This window comes from Bacillus sp. PK6-025, from assembly GCF_056530265.1.
In genome coordinates, this window is the sequence record NZ_CP096509.1 from 3,299,324 (window position 1) to 3,317,991 (window position 18,668).

The 18,668-nt window shown below is 46.7% G+C and carries 13 protein-coding genes, 20 tRNA genes, 3 rRNA genes and 1 riboswitch; of the genes, 8 read left to right on the plus strand and 28 right to left on the minus strand.

Annotated elements, in window-relative coordinates; genetic code table 11:
* Window positions 1-66: 66 nt before the first annotated feature.
* From M1D67_RS16845 to M1D67_RS16960, 24 genes are all read right to left on the minus strand, one after another.
* Window positions 67-138 (minus strand) — tRNA-Glu (locus tag M1D67_RS16845).
* Between the two features lie 12 nt (window positions 139-150).
* Window positions 151-241: transfer RNA gene (locus M1D67_RS16850), tRNA-Ser, on the minus strand.
* A gap of 1 nt (window position 242) precedes the next feature.
* Window positions 243-317, minus strand: a tRNA-Asn gene (locus M1D67_RS16855).
* Window positions 318-323: 6 nt separating this feature from the next.
* Window positions 324-400: transfer RNA gene (locus tag M1D67_RS16860), tRNA-Ile, on the minus strand.
* 12 nt (window positions 401-412) lie between these two features.
* Window positions 413-486: transfer RNA gene (locus M1D67_RS16865), tRNA-Gly, on the minus strand.
* Between the two features lie 8 nt (window positions 487-494).
* Window positions 495-570: transfer RNA gene (locus tag M1D67_RS16870), tRNA-His, on the minus strand.
* 22 nt (window positions 571-592) lie between these two features.
* Window positions 593-668 (minus strand) — tRNA-Phe (locus tag M1D67_RS16875).
* A gap of 9 nt (window positions 669-677) precedes the next feature.
* Window positions 678-754: transfer RNA gene (locus M1D67_RS16880), tRNA-Asp, on the minus strand.
* A 22-nt stretch (window positions 755-776) separates the two neighbouring features.
* Window positions 777-853 (minus strand) — tRNA-Met (locus M1D67_RS16885).
* A 24-nt stretch (window positions 854-877) separates the two neighbouring features.
* Window positions 878-970 (minus strand) — tRNA-Ser (locus M1D67_RS16890).
* Between the two features lie 7 nt (window positions 971-977).
* Window positions 978-1,054, minus strand: a tRNA-Ile gene (locus tag M1D67_RS16895).
* A gap of 5 nt (window positions 1,055-1,059) precedes the next feature.
* Window positions 1,060-1,133: transfer RNA gene (locus M1D67_RS16900), tRNA-Met, on the minus strand.
* Between the two features lie 25 nt (window positions 1,134-1,158).
* Window positions 1,159-1,231, minus strand: a tRNA-Ala gene (locus M1D67_RS16905).
* A gap of 6 nt (window positions 1,232-1,237) precedes the next feature.
* Window positions 1,238-1,314 (minus strand) — tRNA-Pro (locus M1D67_RS16910).
* An 8-nt stretch (window positions 1,315-1,322) separates the two neighbouring features.
* A tRNA-Arg gene (locus tag M1D67_RS16915) sits at window positions 1,323-1,399 on the minus strand.
* An 11-nt stretch (window positions 1,400-1,410) separates the two neighbouring features.
* Window positions 1,411-1,482, minus strand: a tRNA-Gly gene (locus M1D67_RS16920).
* Between the two features lie 15 nt (window positions 1,483-1,497).
* Window positions 1,498-1,582 (minus strand) — tRNA-Leu (locus tag M1D67_RS16925).
* Between the two features lie 7 nt (window positions 1,583-1,589).
* Window positions 1,590-1,665: transfer RNA gene (locus M1D67_RS16930), tRNA-Lys, on the minus strand.
* An 81-nt stretch (window positions 1,666-1,746) separates the two neighbouring features.
* A tRNA-Thr gene (locus M1D67_RS16935) sits at window positions 1,747-1,822 on the minus strand.
* Window positions 1,823-1,837: 15 nt separating this feature from the next.
* Window positions 1,838-1,913, minus strand: a tRNA-Val gene (locus tag M1D67_RS16940).
* Between the two features lie 700 nt (window positions 1,914-2,613).
* Window positions 2,614-2,729 (minus strand): 5S ribosomal RNA (gene rrf / locus M1D67_RS16945).
* Between the two features lie 132 nt (window positions 2,730-2,861).
* A 23S ribosomal RNA gene (locus M1D67_RS16950) occupies window positions 2,862-5,791 on the minus strand.
* A gap of 234 nt (window positions 5,792-6,025) precedes the next feature.
* Window positions 6,026-7,575 (minus strand): 16S ribosomal RNA (locus M1D67_RS16955).
* The 16S, 23S and 5S rRNA genes sit together here, the layout of an rRNA operon.
* 538 nt (window positions 7,576-8,113) lie before the next feature.
* Complete coding sequence (locus M1D67_RS16960; protein ID WP_023856004.1) at window positions 8,114-9,214, minus strand: GntR family transcriptional regulator; 1,101 nt, start codon at window positions 9,212-9,214, stop codon at window positions 8,114-8,116.
* Window positions 9,215-9,375: 161 nt separating this feature from the next.
* Window positions 9,376-9,475, plus strand: a riboswitch (TPP riboswitch).
* 111 nt (window positions 9,476-9,586) lie between these two features.
* Here M1D67_RS16960 and thiT point away from each other — a divergent pair.
* Window positions 9,587-10,171, plus strand: coding sequence for an energy-coupled thiamine transporter ThiT (gene thiT / locus M1D67_RS16965; protein WP_020452705.1), 585 nt, complete (start codon window positions 9,587-9,589; stop codon window positions 10,169-10,171).
* Between the two features lie 40 nt (window positions 10,172-10,211).
* Here the strand turns inward: thiT and M1D67_RS16970 are convergent, their stop codons facing one another.
* Both M1D67_RS16970 and M1D67_RS16975 read right to left on the minus strand, forming a co-directional pair.
* On the minus strand, window positions 10,212-10,769 hold the full coding sequence (locus tag M1D67_RS16970; RefSeq protein WP_023856005.1) for a class D sortase: 558 nt from the start codon (window positions 10,767-10,769) through the stop codon (window positions 10,212-10,214).
* 106 nt (window positions 10,770-10,875) lie between these two features.
* Window positions 10,876-11,871 carry a processed acidic surface protein gene (locus M1D67_RS16975; RefSeq protein WP_458117544.1) on the minus strand — a complete coding sequence of 332 codons (996 nt, stop codon included), beginning with the start codon at window positions 11,869-11,871 and terminating at the stop codon, window positions 10,876-10,878.
* Between the two features lie 179 nt (window positions 11,872-12,050).
* Here M1D67_RS16975 and M1D67_RS16980 point away from each other — a divergent pair, with 179 nt between their 5' ends.
* From M1D67_RS16980 to M1D67_RS17005, 6 genes are all read left to right on the plus strand, one after another.
* Window positions 12,051-12,239: a hypothetical protein gene (locus M1D67_RS16980; RefSeq protein ID WP_003184678.1), complete on the plus strand. Its 189-nt coding sequence runs from the start codon at window positions 12,051-12,053 to the stop codon at window positions 12,237-12,239.
* Window positions 12,240-12,363: 124 nt separating this feature from the next.
* The gene (locus M1D67_RS16985) at window positions 12,364-13,476 is read left to right on the plus strand and encodes a response regulator aspartate phosphatase (protein ID WP_020452708.1); all 1,113 of its coding nucleotides are present in this window, start codon (window positions 12,364-12,366) and stop codon (window positions 13,474-13,476) included.
* A 1-nt stretch (window position 13,477) separates the two neighbouring features.
* Complete coding sequence (locus M1D67_RS16990; protein ID WP_023856006.1) at window positions 13,478-13,606, plus strand: hypothetical protein; 129 nt, start codon at window positions 13,478-13,480, stop codon at window positions 13,604-13,606.
* A gap of 79 nt (window positions 13,607-13,685) precedes the next feature.
* A complete protein-coding gene (pcp, locus tag M1D67_RS16995; RefSeq protein ID WP_020452709.1) occupies window positions 13,686-14,333 on the plus strand; it encodes a pyroglutamyl-peptidase I in 648 nt (215 codons plus the stop codon).
* A gap of 123 nt (window positions 14,334-14,456) precedes the next feature.
* Window positions 14,457-15,113, plus strand: coding sequence for a potassium channel family protein (locus M1D67_RS17000; protein ID WP_020452710.1), 657 nt, complete (start codon window positions 14,457-14,459; stop codon window positions 15,111-15,113).
* A gap of 2 nt (window positions 15,114-15,115) precedes the next feature.
* Window positions 15,116-16,435, plus strand: coding sequence for a TrkH family potassium uptake protein (locus tag M1D67_RS17005; protein WP_479831403.1), 1,320 nt, complete (start codon window positions 15,116-15,118; stop codon window positions 16,433-16,435).
* A 10-nt stretch (window positions 16,436-16,445) separates the two neighbouring features.
* Here M1D67_RS17005 and M1D67_RS17010 read toward each other — a convergent pair whose 3' ends face one another.
* Window positions 16,446-17,360 carry a DMT family transporter gene (locus M1D67_RS17010; protein WP_020452711.1) on the minus strand — a complete coding sequence of 305 codons (915 nt, stop codon included), beginning with the start codon at window positions 17,358-17,360 and terminating at the stop codon, window positions 16,446-16,448.
* 116 nt (window positions 17,361-17,476) lie between these two features.
* Here M1D67_RS17010 and M1D67_RS17015 point away from each other — a divergent pair, with 116 nt between their 5' ends.
* Window positions 17,477-17,962: a DinB family protein gene (locus tag M1D67_RS17015; protein WP_033155020.1), complete on the plus strand. Its 486-nt coding sequence runs from the start codon at window positions 17,477-17,479 to the stop codon at window positions 17,960-17,962.
* Between the two features lie 45 nt (window positions 17,963-18,007).
* Here M1D67_RS17015 and M1D67_RS17020 read toward each other — a convergent pair whose 3' ends face one another.
* Window positions 18,008-18,589 carry an MOSC domain-containing protein gene (locus M1D67_RS17020; RefSeq protein WP_020452713.1) on the minus strand — a complete coding sequence of 194 codons (582 nt, stop codon included), beginning with the start codon at window positions 18,587-18,589 and terminating at the stop codon, window positions 18,008-18,010.
* Window positions 18,590-18,668 lie beyond the last annotated feature (79 nt).

Consider the following 18,668-nt stretch of genomic DNA (forward strand, 5'->3'; position numbering starts at 1 on the left):
AACATTGACTGAAGTCATACAGGCATAAAAAAACTCCGCATCATAATGATGCAGAGTTTAACATGATGACCCGTACGGGATTCGAACCCGTGTTACCGCCGTGAAAGGGCGGTGTCTTAACCACTTGACCAACGGGCCTTATTAAAAAAATGGCGGAGAAGGAGGGATTTGAACCCTCGCGCCGCTTACGCGACCTACACCCTTAGCAGGGGCGCCTCTTCAGCCACTTGAGTACTTCTCCATGGCTCCGCAGGCAGGATTCGAACCTGCGACCGATCGGTTAACAGCCGATAGCTCTACCACTGAGCTACTGCGGAATATCATGGTGGGCCTGAATGGACTCGAACCATCGACCTCACGCTTATCAGGCGTGCGCTCTAACCAGCTGAGCTACAGGCCCATGATATGCAAATGGAGCGGGTGATGGGAATCGAACCCACGACATCAGCTTGGAAGGCTGAGGTTTTACCACTAAACTACACCCGCATTTCGCATGGGGCGGTTGATGGGAATCGAACCCACGAATGCCAGAGCCACAATCTGGTGCGTTAACCACTTCGCCACAACCGCCGCAATATATAAAATTGTAAAATGGTGGCTCGGGACGGAATCGAACCGCCGACACACGGATTTTCAGTCCGTTGCTCTACCAACTGAGCTACCGAGCCTTTATTAAATGGCGGTCCGGACGGGACTCGAACCCGCGACCTCCTGCGTGACAGGCAGGCATTCTAACCAACTGAACTACCGGACCATTTTGGCAATGAATTTAAATTTGGTTGCGGGGGCAGGATTTGAACCTGCGACCTTCGGGTTATGAGCCCGACGAGCTACCGAACTGCTCCACCCCGCGATGATCAAAACAATAATAGATATATGGCGGAGGAAGAGGGATTCGAACCCCCGCGGGCTTTGACACCCCTGTCGGTTTTCAAGACCGATCCCTTCAGCCAGACTTGGGTATTCCTCCATAACAATGGTGGACCTTGTAGGACTCGAACCTACGACCGGACGGTTATGAGCCGTCTGCTCTAACCAACTGAGCTAAAGGTCCTTTAATAGCGGCGGAGGGAATCGAACCCCCGACCTCACGGGTATGAACCGTACGCTCTAGCCAGCTGAGCTACACCGCCATGGTGAATATTAAAGATAACAAAGTGGAGCCTAGCGGGATCGAACCGCTGACCTCCTGCGTGCAAAGCAGGCGCTCTCCCAGCTGAGCTAAGGCCCCAAATAATGGTCGGGAAGACAGGATTCGAACCTGCGACCCCATGGTCCCAAACCATGTGCTCTACCAAGCTGAGCTACTTCCCGTTATATAATGGCGCGCCCGAGAGGAGTCGAACCCCTAACCTTTTGATCCGTAGTCAAACGCTCTATCCAATTGAGCTACGGGCGCATAGATGATCAAGCGGAAGACGGGATTCGAACCCGCGACCCCCACCTTGGCAAGGTGGTGTTCTACCACTGAACTACTTCCGCAAAATAGATTGGCAATGCGGATGAAGGGACTTGAACCCCCACGTCTTTAAAAGACACTAGAGCCTGATTCTAGCGCGTCTGCCAATTCCGCCACATCCGCATGAAAATGGTGAGCCATGAAGGACTCGAACCTTCGACCCTCTGATTAAAAGTCAGATGCTCTACCAACTGAGCTAATGGCTCCAATACTGCAATGAAAACTGAAGACTTTTTCGAAAGCTATCTGTCTTTTTTCAGCAACTTTTATATTGTATCATAAAATCGTGGTGCCGGCAAGAGGACTTGAACCCCCAACCTACTGATTACGATTCAGTTGCTCTACCAATTGAGCTACACCGGCCCATTCCAAAATGAATGGTGGAGGATGACGGGATCGAACCGCCGACCCTCTGCTTGTAAGGCAGATGCTCTCCCAGCTGAGCTAATCCTCCTCGTCAGTTGTTGGAGTAACTCTCGATCTGACAAGGACTATTATATACGGGAATACACCCATTTGTAAAGGCTATATTAAAAAAATTTTATTTTCAGTTTATTCTATCATAACAAGACGAATGTGCACACATCGTTCCGCTTAATCCGTATATTGCATCAAAAGCTTCAGAGCAACATTTATCCCTATGTACTGCTTATAATAGGTTCTTCAGACGCTCCGTGAATTCCTGTCTTTTCCCCATAGCAAATTTGTATTCGAATTGATTTTTTCAAAACAATTTTAAGTCCTTTTCGAGCGATAAGCAATGTATTTGGCTTCTCGACTCTCTCTATCCCAACTCTTAATACCAAGCGGCGTGTTTTGAAAATGAGTGTTGTACGGCTCAAAATATATGCCTTCATTTGTCAATTTTAAAACTGCCTCAATACCTCAAAATCCCTTTTCCGGAACATCCATCTTTTGCTCCTCTATTTGCATGAGTTTCACTGCCTTACATCACTGATCTTATACATGCCCATGTGTTGATTGACTCCATATTTCGCTATTTCCCTATGGAATTCGCACTGAACCGCCAGATCGCGAGCCTGAAGAGGTGAAAGCAAGTTTGCCTATTGTTTCGCAGTTTCGCGCATCACTGAAGGGTTAAAAGCGCTATATCAATAAAAAAGACCAGCTGATATCAGCTGGTCTTTTTAAGTGCTTGGCGGCGTCCTACTCTCACAGGGGGAAGCCCCCAACTACCATCGGCGCTGAAGAGCTTAACTTCCGTGTTCGGCATGGGAACGGGTGTGACCTCTTCGCTATCGCCACCAAACTATTTGCCTTCAGGACGAAGGTACTGGGCGTTCCTCACAGGATGTGAGGGCCTTTAGCCGAGTTTCCTTGCCTTTGGCTTTCTGAGAGCATTCTCTCAAAACTAGATAACGGTCAGACATTCACAAATATTTAGGTTAAGTCCTCGATCGATTAGTATCTGTCAGCTCCATGTGTCGCCACACTTCCACCTCAGACCTATCAACCTGATCATCTTTCAGGGATCTTACTTCCTTGCGGAATGGGAAATCTCATCTTGAGGGGGGCTTCATGCTTAGATGCTTTCAGCACTTATCCCGTCCGCACATAGCTACCCAGCGATGCCCTTGGCAGAACAACTGGTACACCAGCGGTGCGTCCATCCCGGTCCTCTCGTACTAAGGACAGCTCCTCTCAAATTTCCTGCGCCCGCGACGGATAGGGACCGAACTGTCTCACGACGTTCTGAACCCAGCTCGCGTACCGCTTTAATGGGCGAACAGCCCAACCCTTGGGACCGACTACAGCCCCAGGATGCGATGAGCCGACATCGAGGTGCCAAACCTCCCCGTCGATGTGGACTCTTGGGGGAGATAAGCCTGTTATCCCCGGGGTAGCTTTTATCCGTTGAGCGATGGCCCTTCCATGCGGAACCACCGGATCACTAAGCCCGACTTTCGTCCCTGCTCGACTTGTAGGTCTCGCAGTCAAGCTCCCTTGTGCCTTTACACTCTGCGAATGATTTCCAACCATTCTGAGGGAACCTTTGGGCGCCTCCGTTACCTTTTAGGAGGCGACCGCCCCAGTCAAACTGCCCACCTGACACTGTCTCCCCGCCCGATAAGGGCGGCGGGTTAGAAGGTCAATACAGCCAGGGTAGTATCCCACCGATGCCTCCACCGAAGCTGGCGCTCCGGTTTCCAAGGCTCCTACCTATCCTGTACAAGCTGTACCAACATTCAATATCAGGCTGCAGTAAAGCTCCACGGGGTCTTTCCGTCCTGTCGCGGGTAACCTGCATCTTCACAGGTACTATAATTTCACCGAGTCTCTCGTTGAGACAGTGCCCAGATCGTTGCGCCTTTCGTGCGGGTCGGAACTTACCCGACAAGGAATTTCGCTACCTTAGGACCGTTATAGTTACGGCCGCCGTTTACTGGGGCTTCAATTCGCACCTTCGCTTACGCTAAGCGCTCCTCTTAACCTTCCAGCACCGGGCAGGCGTCAGCCCCTATACTTCGCCTTACGGCTTCGCAGAGACCTGTGTTTTTGCTAAACAGTCGCCTGGGCCTATTCACTGCGGCTCTCTCGGGCTTGCACCCTAACAGAGCACCCCTTCTCCCGAAGTTACGGGGTCATTTTGCCGAGTTCCTTAACGAGAGTTCTCTCGATCACCTTAGGATTCTCTCCTCGCCTACCTGTGTCGGTTTGCGGTACGGGCACCTCTCACCTCGCTAGAGGCTTTTCTTGGCAGTGTGGAATCAGGAACTTCGCTACTATATTTCGCTCGCCATCACAGCTCAGCCTTATGGGAAACGGATTTGCCTATTTCCCAGCCTAACTGCTTGGACGCGGATATCCAATACCGCGCTTACCCTATCCTCCTGCGTCCCCCCATTGCTCAAATGGTGAGGAGGTGGTACAGGAATATCAACCTGTTGTCCATCGCCTACGCCTTTCGGCCTCGGCTTAGGTCCCGACTAACCCTGAGCGGACGAGCCTTCCTCAGGAAACCTTAGGCATTCGGTGGAGGGGATTCTCACCCCTCTTTCGCTACTCATACCGGCATTCTCACTTCTAAGCGCTCCACGAGTCCTTCCGGTCTCGCTTCACAGCCCTTAGAACGCTCTCCTACCACTGTTCGTAAGAACAGTCCGCAGCTTCGGTGATACGTTTAGCCCCGGTACATTTTCGGCGCAGAGTCACTCGACCAGTGAGCTATTACGCACTCTTTAAATGGTGGCTGCTTCTAAGCCAACATCCTGGTTGTCTAAGCAACTCCACATCCTTTTCCACTTAACGTATACTTTGGGACCTTAGCTGGCGGTCTGGGCTGTTTCCCTTTCGACTACGGATCTTATCACTCGCAGTCTGACTCCCAAGGATAAGTCTTTGGCATTCGGAGTTTGACTGAATTCGGTAACCCGGTAGGGGCCCCTAGTCCAATCAGTGCTCTACCTCCAAGACTCTTACCTTGAGGCTAGCCCTAAAGCTATTTCGGAGAGAACCAGCTATCTCCAGGTTCGATTGGCATTTCACCCCTACCCACACCTCATCCCCGCACTTTTCAACGTGCGTGGGTTCGGGCCTCCATTCAGTGTTACCTGAACTTCACCCTGGACATGGGTAGATCACCTGGTTTCGGGTCTACGACCACGTACTCATGCGCCCTATTCAGACTCGCTTTCGCTGCGGCTCCGTCTTTTCAAACTTAACCTTGCACGGGATCGTAACTCGCCGGTTCATTCTACAAAAGGCACGCCATCACCCGTTAACGGGCTCTGACTACTTGTAGGCACACGGTTTCAGGATCTCTTTCACTCCCCTTCCGGGGTGCTTTTCACCTTTCCCTCACGGTACTGGTTCACTATCGGTCACTAGGGAGTATTTAGCCTTGGGAGATGGTCCTCCCGGATTCCGACGGAATTTCACGTGTTCCGCCGTACTCAGGATCCACTCAGGAGAGAACGAAGTTTTGACTACAGGGCTGTTACCTCCTATGGCGGGCCTTTCCAGGCCTCTTCATCTACCTCGTTCTTTTGTAACTCCGTACAGAGTGTCCTACAACCCCAAGAGGCAAGCCTCTTGGTTTGGGCTGTTCCCGTTTCGCTCGCCGCTACTCAGGGAATCGCATTTGCTTTCTCTTCCTCCGGGTACTTAGATGTTTCAGTTCCCCGGGTCTGCCTTCTCATATCCTATGAATTCAGATATGGATACTGCTCCATTACGAGCAGTGGGTTTCCCCATTCGGAAATCTCCGGATCAAAGCTTGCTTACAGCTCCCCGAAGCATATCGGTGTTCGTCCCGTCCTTCATCGGCTCCTAGTGCCAAGGCATCCACCGTGCGCCCTTTCTAACTTAACCGTTAAAAAGAATCACTACGTGATATCTTGCATTACGAATTGAATGTGATGTCTACTGTTATCTAGTTTTCAAAGAACAACGCACAGGAGGTGCTAACACATGCGTTGCCACAGGATGTGGCGCATTTAGCAGGTGTCTCCTATGTCTGAAGGAATGATCCTTCAAAACTAAACAAGATCTAAACGCACCTGTCTATAAGACCGCAAGGTCTTATATTCCGTATAATATCCTTAGAAAGGAGGTGATCCAGCCGCACCTTCCGATACGGCTACCTTGTTACGACTTCACCCCAATCATCTGTCCCACCTTCGGCGGCTGGCTCCAAAAGGTTACCTCACCGACTTCGGGTGTTACAAACTCTCGTGGTGTGACGGGCGGTGTGTACAAGGCCCGGGAACGTATTCACCGCGGCATGCTGATCCGCGATTACTAGCGATTCCAGCTTCACGCAGTCGAGTTGCAGACTGCGATCCGAACTGAGAACAGATTTGTGGGATTGGCTTAGCCTCGCGGCTTCGCTGCCCTTTGTTCTGCCCATTGTAGCACGTGTGTAGCCCAGGTCATAAGGGGCATGATGATTTGACGTCATCCCCACCTTCCTCCGGTTTGTCACCGGCAGTCACCTTAGAGTGCCCAACTGAATGCTGGCAACTAAGATCAAGGGTTGCGCTCGTTGCGGGACTTAACCCAACATCTCACGACACGAGCTGACGACAACCATGCACCACCTGTCACTCTGCCCCCGAAGGGGAAGCCCTATCTCTAGGGTTGTCAGAGGATGTCAAGACCTGGTAAGGTTCTTCGCGTTGCTTCGAATTAAACCACATGCTCCACCGCTTGTGCGGGCCCCCGTCAATTCCTTTGAGTTTCAGTCTTGCGACCGTACTCCCCAGGCGGAGTGCTTAATGCGTTTGCTGCAGCACTAAAGGGCGGAAACCCTCTAACACTTAGCACTCATCGTTTACGGCGTGGACTACCAGGGTATCTAATCCTGTTCGCTCCCCACGCTTTCGCGCCTCAGCGTCAGTTACAGACCAGAGAGTCGCCTTCGCCACTGGTGTTCCTCCACATCTCTACGCATTTCACCGCTACACGTGGAATTCCACTCTCCTCTTCTGCACTCAAGTTCCCCAGTTTCCAATGACCCTCCCCGGTTGAGCCGGGGGCTTTCACATCAGACTTAAGAAACCGCCTGCGCGCGCTTTACGCCCAATAATTCCGGACAACGCTTGCCACCTACGTATTACCGCGGCTGCTGGCACGTAGTTAGCCGTGGCTTTCTGGTTAGGTACCGTCAAGGTACCGCCCTATTCGAACGGTACTTGTTCTTCCCTAACAACAGAGTTTTACGATCCGAAAACCTTCATCACTCACGCGGCGTTGCTCCGTCAGACTTTCGTCCATTGCGGAAGATTCCCTACTGCTGCCTCCCGTAGGAGTCTGGGCCGTGTCTCAGTCCCAGTGTGGCCGATCACCCTCTCAGGTCGGCTACGCATCGTCGCCTTGGTGAGCCGTTACCTCACCAACTAGCTAATGCGCCGCGGGTCCATCTGTAAGTGGTAGCTAAAAGCCACCTTTTATAATTGAACCATGCGGTTCAATCAAGCATCTGGTATTAGCCCCGGTTTCCCGGAGTTATCCCAGTCTTACAGGCAGGTTACCCACGTGTTACTCACCCGTCCGCCGCTAACATCAGGGAGCAAGCTCCCATCTGTCCGCTCGACTTGCATGTATTAGGCACGCCGCCAGCGTTCGTCCTGAGCCAGGATCAAACTCTCCATGAAGTTTGATAATGACTACGCACAACATGTGTGCGATTTATTTAATGAATTAACAGGTACGTTTTGTCTTGTTTAGTTTTCAAAGATCATTTCCGCCTCTCGAAGAAGCGACTTTACTAATATAACATTCTATCATCGTGAATGTCAACAACTTTTTTCAAAAGATTTTCGAAGTTGTTTTTATAAAGCCTCCTTTTTAGGGGCGGATACTAATATAACATCTATTTTCGTTTTTCACAATAGCTTTTTTAAAAAAATAATAATCAAATGATTTGGACTCAGATGATTCCTGATCATCTCGACCTCAGGCAGTTGACAGCATTTATTTCTTCTTACTGCTTTCTTCTATATAAAAGTATACAGCGGTCTTTAAAAATTGATTTACTAAAGCTGCACATGGTCCAAAGCTTCGAGGATGACATTAAACTCTCCGTTATCAGCTTTTACTTGAATAAAAAGCTCCTCATTCCGGAGCTTTGTAACAGAATATATATTCTTCTCATTTTCATTCACGCTGGTTGGCGGATAAAGATTGTGCAGCCTACCTTTTCAGCTTGGCGGTCGAATGTCTGACAACCAGTTCAGGTTTGTAGACGGTGGAATGTTCAAGCTGATTCGTGTTGCGTCCCTCAACTTTGGCAATCATCCATTTTGCCGCCTCAATCCCCATCTGCATTTTCGGATGAGTGACTGACGTCAGCTTCACTTCAGATGCCTCGCTCAAATGTGAGTTGTCATATCCGACAATCGAAATGTCTTCCGGCACTTTCAAACCGAATTCCCTCACGACATCCAACACCAAAAGCGCTATCTCGTCATTATAGCAGAATATGGCAGTCGGACGGTCTGATGAAGAAAGCCGCTTCCTGGCTTCAGCTATCGTTTTTTGTTTTTTGTTCTCTGTTGTGTACGTCACGACCATTTCAGGGTAAAACGACAAGCCGTTTTCTCTGAAAGCACGGATAAATCCTTTCATCCGGTTGGCGCCCTGCATATCGTCCTGTTTAAAGAAACCGAACACTTTTTCATGGCCGAGTTTAATCAAATGCTCAGTGGCGATAAAGCCGCCGTGTTCATCATCCAAAATGAAATGGGGCGGATTTAGCTCCTGATAAAATTGGTTAATCATCAAATACGGAATATGATGTTGTTCAAGCGTCAGATAGTAACTTAAATTCGGGTTAAAGCTTCCTGTTTTCGTCGGCTCCACGATCAACCCAGCAATTTTTTTATCGAGCATATTCACAAGGCATTGTTTTTCTTTTTCAATGTCATTATTGGTGCTCGCGACGACAAGGGTGTATCCTTCGCTGGACAGTGACGATTCGATTCCTCTTATAATAGAAGGAAAAATGTAATCCGAAAGGTAAGTCGTAATAACCCCGATCATCTTATTTCTTTCCCTTCCTTTTTCAGAAAGCTGAAGACGGTGAGAGCAATACGTCCCTGAGCCCTGCTCTCTGTATAAAAGCCCTTCATGAACAAGGTCGCCAATCGCTTGCCGGATCGTGTGCCTGCTTACATCAAATATTTTCATCAATTCGTTTTCCGAATGAATTTTTTCCCCCGGCTTCACTTTGCCTTCATATATCCACGATTTAATTTTATTTTTCACCATGCTGTATTTTGTAGGTTCACTCATCAGATCAACCCTTTACTGATCTTGTACGTACGAATACGTTCTATTATAAAGGAAAAGATGTTTGCATTGCTACATATTGGAGAAATTAAGCAAAATTTTTCGAAAAATCAGCTTGTCGTCCGTTTCTTTTTTTAGTATAGTAGAATATAACTAAATAACTTGATGACCACAAGGGGAGCCTCGAGGCTGAGAGTGAACGACCGTTCTGACCCTTTGAACCTGTTAGTTAACGCTGGCGTAGGGATGTGGCAAAGTCATTTCTAATTGCATCCAAAGCAGTGCGTGGAAAACTTTCCTACTCCTTCCCCGCATTGCTTTTTTTATTGGGAAAGAAGTCCAGTATCCCTTTGTTCATCAAAAGTGAGGGTTATGATGAATCAATCTAAACAACTTGTACAGCTGATTGAAATTGCGTTTATGACAGGAATAGCACTTATACTTGATATGGTGTCCGGAATGTTTTTAAAAATGCCTCAAGGCGGTTCAATCGCCGTCATGATGATTCCGATCTTCCTGATTTCCTTTAGATGGGGGCTGAAGGCAGGGCTGGCAACCGGGTTTTTAGCCGGATTGCTTCAGTTTGTCACTGGAGGATTTTACGTTTATCATCCTCTGCAGCTTCTTCTTGATTATTTTATCGCGCCTACAGCCGCGGGAATCGGCGGCTTTTTTGCCGGATCGATCAGAAATGCTTCAGTCGAGAAACAAAAAGGAAAGATCATTTTCTATGTTACGCTGGCCGTCTTTCTCGGAAGCGGACTGAAATTTCTCGCTCATGTCATCAGCGGCGCTGTCTTTTTTGGAAACTATGCGCCTGAAGGCACTCCGGTATGGATTTATTCCTTGGTATATAATGGAACATATATGCTTCCGTCTTTCATTGTCTGCACAATTGTCCTTTGTTTACTGCTGCTAACCGCGCCAAAACTCTTGGAAAACAGATCAGACATGAGATAGCATAAAAAACAGCGGACTCGCCTGAGATTCCGCTGTTTTTTTATGATTTAATCAAATCTGCGACCAATATATACCGCTCCGGTGCTGAACCGATAAAGTCAAAAGGATAGCAGGTGGAAACCGTCAATGTTGCTCTCGGCTTTGGTACAATCACCGTCCGGTCATCCGCATCCACGATCCGCACCTTTTTCACTTTGTATGTAAAAGTTCCGTAGGAAGCTTCAACAATTAACTGATCGCCCTTCCCCACTCGGCCGAGTTTTCGGAAAACCGTATCCCGGTGGCCTGATAAAACCGAGTTGTCATCTTCTCCAGGCAGAACGGAACCAGCGAAATGGCCCACGCCTTTTTGCAGCTCGTCTTCATCTGTCCCGTGATATATAGGAATCCTTGCATTGATTTTCGGAATGACAAGATCACCGATTTTCTCCCCGGTTTTAAATGTTTGATCAATCACCGTTTTTTCTTTTTTCGCCGTCTGAATCGGAGGTTTTTCAGGCTTTTCTTCTTCTTTCATCTGCTGAAATGAAAAAAGAGCGTAGCCGTGCATTAACTTGAACACATTCGTTGTTGTAAAATAAGCGCCGCACACAACCATCACAATAGCTGCGAGCCAGATGATTTTTTTTCGATGTGCCTTAATTTCCTTTCACTCCTTATAAAAACTTCCCATTCTCTACATAATTAGAATGGGAAGTGACATGTTAAGCCGCTTTGCGAAGCCTTCTGATCATGAAGAATCCGCCAAACATCAGAACGGCGCCTAAGATCGACCATTCCGCGTAATGCCCGGCTGTCTTTGGAAGCTTTGCACCTTTAACCGTCTTTTTCACATGAGATGGCTTTGAATCATGTTTGACAGCCGTTTGGGTTTGCTTCACTTTTGACCCTGTATCATGAATTAAATCAGATCCGATCATGTCAGGCGTCAGCAATACATCCAAAATGAAGTTGCCTTGCAGATCGTATACTTCCACCAGAAGGCTTGCTCCCTTCAGATCTTCCGCGCTGACAAGCGTTGTCAAAGACACTTCTTTTTTCTTTCCGTCTTTAACAAGATAGTATTTTGTTTTCACTTCAAGCGTCTTCTGAAGATCGTTTAAAATGGATAGCATTTCAGCGATATCCTGAGCTGAGAGCTCTGATACAGACTCGAAATCGGCTACCGTTTCAAGACGTTCTCCAAGAGCCATCAAATCATTTTCAAGGTTTGGATTTTTATCGCGCACCTTTCGGAGATGATTCACGAGCCTTTCCCACTCCTGATCATCCACACCCAATTCTTGAAACAGGTTCCCGATCTGAAAATCGTCTTCTTCATATGTCACAGTGAAAAGCGCATCGTCCAATTCGTATTCAAACATAAACACGTCGAGAATGTTTTGGCCGCTTTCCATATAGCCATTTTCAACAAAAAGGTCAGCCGCTTCTTTTTCGCTCAATCCGTATTCTTTTAAATAGGATGCCAAAAGTTGATTAGTCAGTCTTTCCCCTAAAAAATCTTTCAACTCTTCCACCGACTCAAAATCTTTTAAACTTTCATCATATGTATCCTGTAAATAAGCTTCCAATTCTTTTTCTTTCATTCCTATTTCTTCAAGATACTCTTGAAGCTCGGCCTGTTTCGGCGCGGCAAAAGCACCAGCTGCCGGCACTAAAACCAGGATGCAGACCAATAGTGACATCAGCCTTTTTTTCATTTCTTATGACCCCCTAAATTTATCTTTCATTTTGATTATAGTGGAAATATTTTTAAAAACATGTATTGTAATTGAAAATCTTTTCGTCTATAATATTTTGTTCTTTTTCCTGTTTAAACAGGCATAATCTTCCCCTCTATTGAATGTAATATAGTAAAGCGAATAGAGGAGGTATGCAAATGAACCCTTACTATATGATGCTCTTATGTTACGTCCTATCGATCATCCACTTTTTAATAGGCTACCGGGAAGCCCTGAAAATAAGCGGAGCTGACGGGCTGGTCAACGGAACCGCAATGATCTCCTGTATTCCGCTTGGCGCGGTTTTCGCTTTTTTCGCGCACTTTTTTTGGAAAATGACGATTTAATTTCAGAAATGAACTTTTCACCGGCGAACTTGCATTTCAGCGTTATTCACAGACGGCAGCAGTTTATGCTATGATTAATAGAACTTCAATTTACAAAAAATTCACAAAGATTGGAGGGAAGAGAATGGCCAAAGCCGTGGCTTCACAAGAAGTCGCCAATATGCTCAACGACTGGTACATACTGATGAAAAAAAGAGACATTTCAGGCTCAATCGAAATGAAAGATGACATAGATAAAGCAATTGAAAAAATGGAAGAAGATCATGACGTTCTACTCTATTATCAAATGCTCGATTTTCGCTTAAGGCTCCTTCTTGAAGATATCTCCCAATCTTCCACCGAAAAATTGGAGGCCATCAGTTTTCAAGACAAAGATCCAAAAAGTACGGACGACAAGCTGAATTATTATTTTTACCTGTTTAAAGGGATTTATGAGGACTACAAGCAAAACCATACAGAAGCGCTCAATTTTTTCAGAATAGCGGAAAAAAGACTGAGCGTCATTCAAAATGAAATTGAAAAAGCTGAATTTCATTATAAAATCGGTGTTTTGTATTACAACTTAAAAGCGACATGGCTGTCGATTCATCACATCAACATTGCCTCCGGCATCTTTCAAGGGTATGACGGGTATGCCAAGCGGGTCATCAACTGCAAAATGCTGATCGGGCTCAATTATATTGACCAATTTAAGTTCTCCGAAAGTGAAGTATTATTAAAAGAAGCGATCGAAAAAACCGAAAAAATCGGCGACCAATTCCTTTTACCGTGTACCTACTATAATATGGGCTTTTTGAAGAGTAAGGAAGACAAGCAGGAGGAAGCGCTAAAGTATTACAATAAAGCTTTTGCAATCAAAGATTTTGAAACGAAAGCCAAGTATGCTTACCTTCTTTGCGTTTATGAAAACACAAGGTCTCTTTTCAAAACCAACGCACACAAACAAGCATTTAAATGGATCGAAGTGGGCTTTAAAAAATCCCGGGAAATGAACAGCGAAATTTTCGAATTGAAATTCAAAATTTTATATACATTATATTCTGATACACAGAATAAACTGGAAATAATCAAGGACTATGTTCACCAGTTAGAAAATGAAAAAGCCTGGGTAGATTTGGAGGAATTATTGATGGATGTAGCGAATTACTACAGGCGAGAAAAGTTATATGAAGAAGCCATATACTTTTACATTAAAACAGACAAGGCGAGCAAGCTCGCTGGAAGAGGAGGAGAATAAAATGAAAAAAGTATTATTAACAGCAGTTGTATTAGGCGCAGTTATCAGCTTTTCATTCGTAAACCATGCACCGGAAGCGGCTTCTCAAGGAGATCAGGTACTTCTGGCATCCCGGGGATCAGGAGCATAAAATATTTTAAAAAATACCCATTCAGACATCTTCTGAATGGGTATTTTGCACTTTATATTCATATTCAGGAGGGATCGATATGGGAAAGAAAGTACTGCTGACAGGTTTTGACCCCTTCGGGGGAGAAACGGTCAATCCGTCTTGGGAAGCTGTAAAACGGCTGAACGGAGAAAAAGTCGAAGGCGTCTCTATCGTGGCGGAGCAGATCCCGACCGTTTTTCATCATTCAGCGGCCGTTTTGGAAAAAGCGATCGAAAAGCACCATCCCGATATCGTCATTTGTGTAGGACAAGCAGGCGGCCGGGCTCACATTACTCCGGAACGCATCGCAATCAACATCGATGACGCCCGCATTCCGGATAATGAAAAACGGGAACCGATCGATGAACCGATCGCGGCAGACGGGCCTGCAGCTTACTGGTCCGCGCTTCCGATCAAACTCGTTGTGAAAGAGTTGAGAAAAAACGGAATCCCGGCCTCCGTCTCTAATTCAGCTGGAACATTCGTATGCAACCATCTTTTTTACCAGTTAATGCACCGTATAGACCGCACCTCGGCAAACATCCGCGGAGGGTTCATCCACATTCCGTATCTCCCCGAACAAACAGTCGATAAGCACGAGCCGAGCCTCAGCCTTGAAACGATCGTCGAAGGGCTGAGGCTAGCCGCCGTCGTCTCTGCCCTTCACGAAAAAGACATTCGCGAAACCGGAGGCTCGCTCAGCTGAAACCGAAGCCGCCTCAAGGCGGCTCTCCGGATTCGCACACTTCCGGATTCTTGTACATCCCTGTGTGTTTTTCTTTTAAAAAAGTAAACACTATAAGAAAAACAGATAAAAGGGTGAACACGGATGCAGAAATCTTATGCCGTTTTCGGGCTCGGTCAGTTCGGCGGCAGTCTTGTCAAAGCCTTCCACGCAAAAGGGGCGGAAGTTTTAGGCATCGACAAATCCGAAGAAAAAGTAAACGAATATTCTGCTTATGCAACCTACACCATTTGCGCCAATGCCGTTGATGAAAATACATTGAAACAAATCGGAATACGCAACATCGATCACGCCTTTGTATCATTCGGCGATGACATTGAAGCAAGCATTCTGACTTCGCTTTTGCTGATTGAAATGGGCGTTCCCAAAGTATGGACGAAAGCGCAAAATGACTATCACCAAAAGGTTCTCCATAAAATCGGCGTCCATCGTATCATTCATCCCGAAAAAGATATGGCCAAGCGGATAGCCAGCCATATCACCTCGGAAAAGATGATCGATTTTGTTGAGCTGTCGCCAAATTACAGCATCGTCGAAATTGTGGCAACAAAAAAGCTGGACAAAAGAAGCCTGGGGGATATCGATGTACGCGCCAACTTCGGCTGCAACATCGTCGGCATAAAAAGAGACGGGCATTTCATCATCGCACCGAGCGCTGATGACTTGATATACGAAAACGATATTTTGATTGTGATCGGGCAAAACAAAGATATTGAGACCTTTGAAAAAAAGGGCGATTAACCGTGAAGTTTAAACAGATTCAATTAAGCCCGTCCCAACTGCTCGTGCTGGTGTTTTTATTTTTCATCATATTAGGAACTCTTTTATTGAAGACCCCGGCAGCGACGTCTAAACCCATAGGCTGGATTGATACGCTTTTTACATCGACATCGGCGATGACTGTTACCGGCCTAGCCGTCGTTGATACAGGCACGGATTATACGTTGTTCGGTCAGCTCATGATCCTCGTTCTCATCCAGATCGGGGGACTCGGCATCATGTCATTTGCAGTGCTCATTTTTATCATGCTCGGGAAAAAAATCGGCCTGAAAGAACGGCTGTTGATTCAACAGTCTCTCAATCAAACTTCTTTAGGCGGGATCATTAAGCTCATCAAGAGTTTGTTTATTTACTCCTTCGCAATTGAAATGCTGGCCATGGTCATACTGGCTGTCAAATGGGTTCCTGAATACGGTTTCGCACGCGGTGTCTACTACAGCCTGTTCCACGCGGTTTCCGCCTTTAACAATGCGGGATTTTCCATTTGGCCGGACAGTTTAATACGGTATAAAAGCGATCCGCTCGTCAACTTGGTGATCAGTTTTTTGTTTATCATCGGCGGGATAGGGTTTACCGTATTGTCTGATCTATGGCATAAGCGGAGCTTGAAAAAGTTAAGCCTTCATTCGAAATTGATGATATACGGTACGTTTATCATCAATTTGTCAGCCTTGATCTTTATTTTTCTGCTGGAGTATCAAAATCAAAAAACGCTCGGCATGCTTCCGCCAGCTGAAAAACTTTGGGGCGCCTATTTTCAGGCCGTGACCCCGCGAACAGCCGGGTTTAACACGACAGATATCGGAAGCCTGCACGAAAGCACGATCACACTTTTGCTCCTTCTTATGTTTGTCGGAGCGGGGAGTGCATCCACCGGCGGAGGAATCAAGCTGACGACGTTTCTTGTCATTCTCCTGTCGGTTATCACTTTTTTAAAAGGCAAAAAACATATTTCGATAGCAAAAAAAACGCTGAAAGACCAATTGATCATTCGTTCGCTCGCTATTTCGACTATCAGTGTGCTGTTGATTTTAGCGGCTGTCTTTATTTTAAATATGACAGAACCTAAGCCGTTTTTGGCGATTTTGTTTGAAGTCGTATCAGCCTTCGGCACGGTCGGCCTGTCAATGGGGATTACGGCTGACCTGACCCCTGTCGGAAAGATACTGATTATTTTCATTATGTTTCTCGGAAAACTCGGACCGCTCACATTGGCGTTTTCCCTGGCCAGACCTGAACAGGAAAACATCCGCTATTCAAGCGAAGATATTTTGACCGGATAAGGTGCAAACTTTAAAGCGCCTTATGTGTTTTCCCTTTCACGGACGGGACGGTGTTTTTCCTCATGCTTTGCGAGGCCATGAACAAGATAATACCTGAAAAAATGACCGCTCCGCCGATCACCTGCGTCATCATGACGGATTCGTCTAAAATCCAATACGCCAGCGCAACCGCTCCGACAGGTTCAAATAAAATCGCCACAGAAATCATATTTGTGCTCAGCCATTTCAGCACCCAGTTAAACAGCGAGTGCCCGAGCAAAGTCGGAATGACGGCAAGCAGAAAGAAATACCCCCAATCTGACGCAGGATAAGAAAAAAAGGCGGCGCCCGAAAACAGACAGTACAGGCATAAAGTGATGGCGCTGATTCCATACACAATAAACGTGTAAACGGTCAAACTGTGGCGTTTTCTGACATGCTGGCCAAACAGCAAATATGCCGTCACAAGCGCACACGCCAATAGTGCAAGAATGTCGCCGTAGAGCGCCTGGCCGCTTACTTTGAAATCCCCCCAGCTGATGTACGCGCTTCCGCCGATCGCGAGAAGCGCACTGATGATTCCAGCGAACGACACTCTTTCTTTAAATAAAAAGTATGTACCGATAAAAGAAAAAATCGGCTGCAGCGTCACAAGAACAACCGAGCTCGCCACTGAGGTGTATTCAAGCGAACGAAACCATAAAATAAAATGAAATGCCAAAAAGAACCCCGCTGCCGCTGAAAACAGCCAGTCCTTTTTCGAAAAACTCAAGACTTCTTTTCTTTTTCCCCAGAAAAAAGGAAAGATCAGCAAAGCGGAAAAAAAGAGACGATAAAAAGCGATGATTCCAGCGTCAGCCGTTGACAGTCTGACAAAGATGGCGGAGGAAGACACAGCCAGCACCCCGACCACTAATGCGATATACGGGTACAATGTTGTTCTCAAATAAATCCTTCCTTCTATTCATTTTTCTTAAGCATATCCGAAGGCGTTGCGAAAATCGAGTGTTTTTTGGTTATTTTACCAGCCTGCGATATGGTACAGTAAAAACAGGAGGGGATATGATGAGCATTTTTAATGAAGCGAGAAAAGAACTTTGGAGCGAGATTCAAGGCCTGTCAGACGAAACGCTGAATAAAAGGCCCTCGGAGGACGAATGGAGCATTCAAGAAGTGATCGACCACCTGAAAAAAATCGACCTGATGGCACTTCAAATCCTAAAGGAACAAATCAAGCATGCACCGGTCAAAACAATCGAAGATAAACCGGTGCATCAGTCGGAAGACAGAAGCTCCAAACGAAAGGCGCCCCCATATGCAGAGCCTGAAAGAAAAACGGCGGATGCTTTAACCCTCAAAGCTGAGCTCGACAATGTCAGAACACAATTAACTTCAGTCATCGCCGCCTTTCATGATGAAGATTTTCAAAGGGTGCTGCCGCATCCGGTTTTCGAAGAGCTTACGGTCAGACAGTGGCTCGACTTCATCGGCCATCATGAAAGAAGACATATTAAACAGATCAAGGAAATCAAACAGAAACTATTATAATACACGGAAAGCCCCGGCTTTAGAGGCCCGGGGCTTTTCATCCGCTCAGGCAAACGACCTGGCGTCTTTCGTGGCAGCAGGCGAATACGCCCACACTTCTGCCTGGTCGCCTTGATGGATCAAGCCGGGGCGTTCGACGACGCAGACGATTCCCCTTCTTCCGATCGCATGGCGCACAAAGCGCGAAGCAAGCTTCGGTTTGTCGGGAAACTGCTCCTGAATGACTTCTCCGGGCTGAATGCACGGCTCGTTCTCACCCTCGCTCAACAGAGAGGCGCCGCTTGGAAAAACGATTCTGCTTCCTTCTCTTAATGAAGTTAAATCAGGCAGTCCGCTTAATGCGATATTAGCCCCGAGCCATTCCGGAAGGACCGCAGGAACGTTCAGCCGTCCGGCAATCTCAAGACACTCTTCGACCGAGACAATTGAAATCTGCCTCCTGTTGAAAATCTCCGTCCCTCTTTTATACATCGGCTCCCTTGCTCCCGCTTTTTTCGTCAGTCCAAAATGCAGATCACCCGGTATTCCCCCATAATCAATCACAATCTTTTCTTGTTTCTCTGTCACAAATGACGGTGTGTCCGCTATGTATACGTTCTCTGCAACAGCCGTGTGCTTTTTCCACATTCAACCCATCCCCTTTTTTCAAGATGTGATTTATTTTACAATGCATCCCTTTTTTTCTCAAATTGAGAAAGCCCGCTGT

What these genes read in the sequence shown, in the direction of transcription:
- M1D67_RS17015 (WP_033155020.1), top strand. Translation starts at nt 17,477, where the DNA reads ATGATGAGCATTTTTAATGAAGCGAGAAAAGAACTTTGGAGCGAGATT.
- M1D67_RS16960 (WP_023856004.1), bottom strand. Translation starts at nt 9,214, where the DNA reads ATGAGTGAACCTACAAAATACAGCATGGTGAAAAATAAAATTAAATCG.
- M1D67_RS16970 (WP_023856005.1), bottom strand. Translation starts at nt 10,769, where the DNA reads ATGGTTGTGTGCGGCGCTTATTTTACAACAACGAATGTGTTCAAGTTA.
- M1D67_RS16990 (WP_023856006.1), top strand. Translation starts at nt 13,478, where the DNA reads ATGAAAAAAGTATTATTAACAGCAGTTGTATTAGGCGCAGTTATCAGC.
- pcp (WP_020452709.1), top strand. Translation starts at nt 13,686, where the DNA reads ATGGGAAAGAAAGTACTGCTGACAGGTTTTGACCCCTTCGGGGGAGAA.
- M1D67_RS17000 (WP_020452710.1), top strand. Translation starts at nt 14,457, where the DNA reads ATGCAGAAATCTTATGCCGTTTTCGGGCTCGGTCAGTTCGGCGGCAGT.
- thiT (WP_020452705.1), top strand. Translation starts at nt 9,587, where the DNA reads ATGAATCAATCTAAACAACTTGTACAGCTGATTGAAATTGCGTTTATG.
- M1D67_RS16985 (WP_020452708.1), top strand. Translation starts at nt 12,364, where the DNA reads ATGGCCAAAGCCGTGGCTTCACAAGAAGTCGCCAATATGCTCAACGAC.
- M1D67_RS16975 (WP_458117544.1), bottom strand. Translation starts at nt 11,871, where the DNA reads ATGAAAAAAAGGCTGATGTCACTATTGGTCTGCATCCTGGTTTTAGTG.
- M1D67_RS17020 (WP_020452713.1), bottom strand. Translation starts at nt 18,589, where the DNA reads ATGTGGAAAAAGCACACGGCTGTTGCAGAGAACGTATACATAGCGGAC.
- M1D67_RS16980 (WP_003184678.1), top strand. Translation starts at nt 12,051, where the DNA reads ATGAACCCTTACTATATGATGCTCTTATGTTACGTCCTATCGATCATC.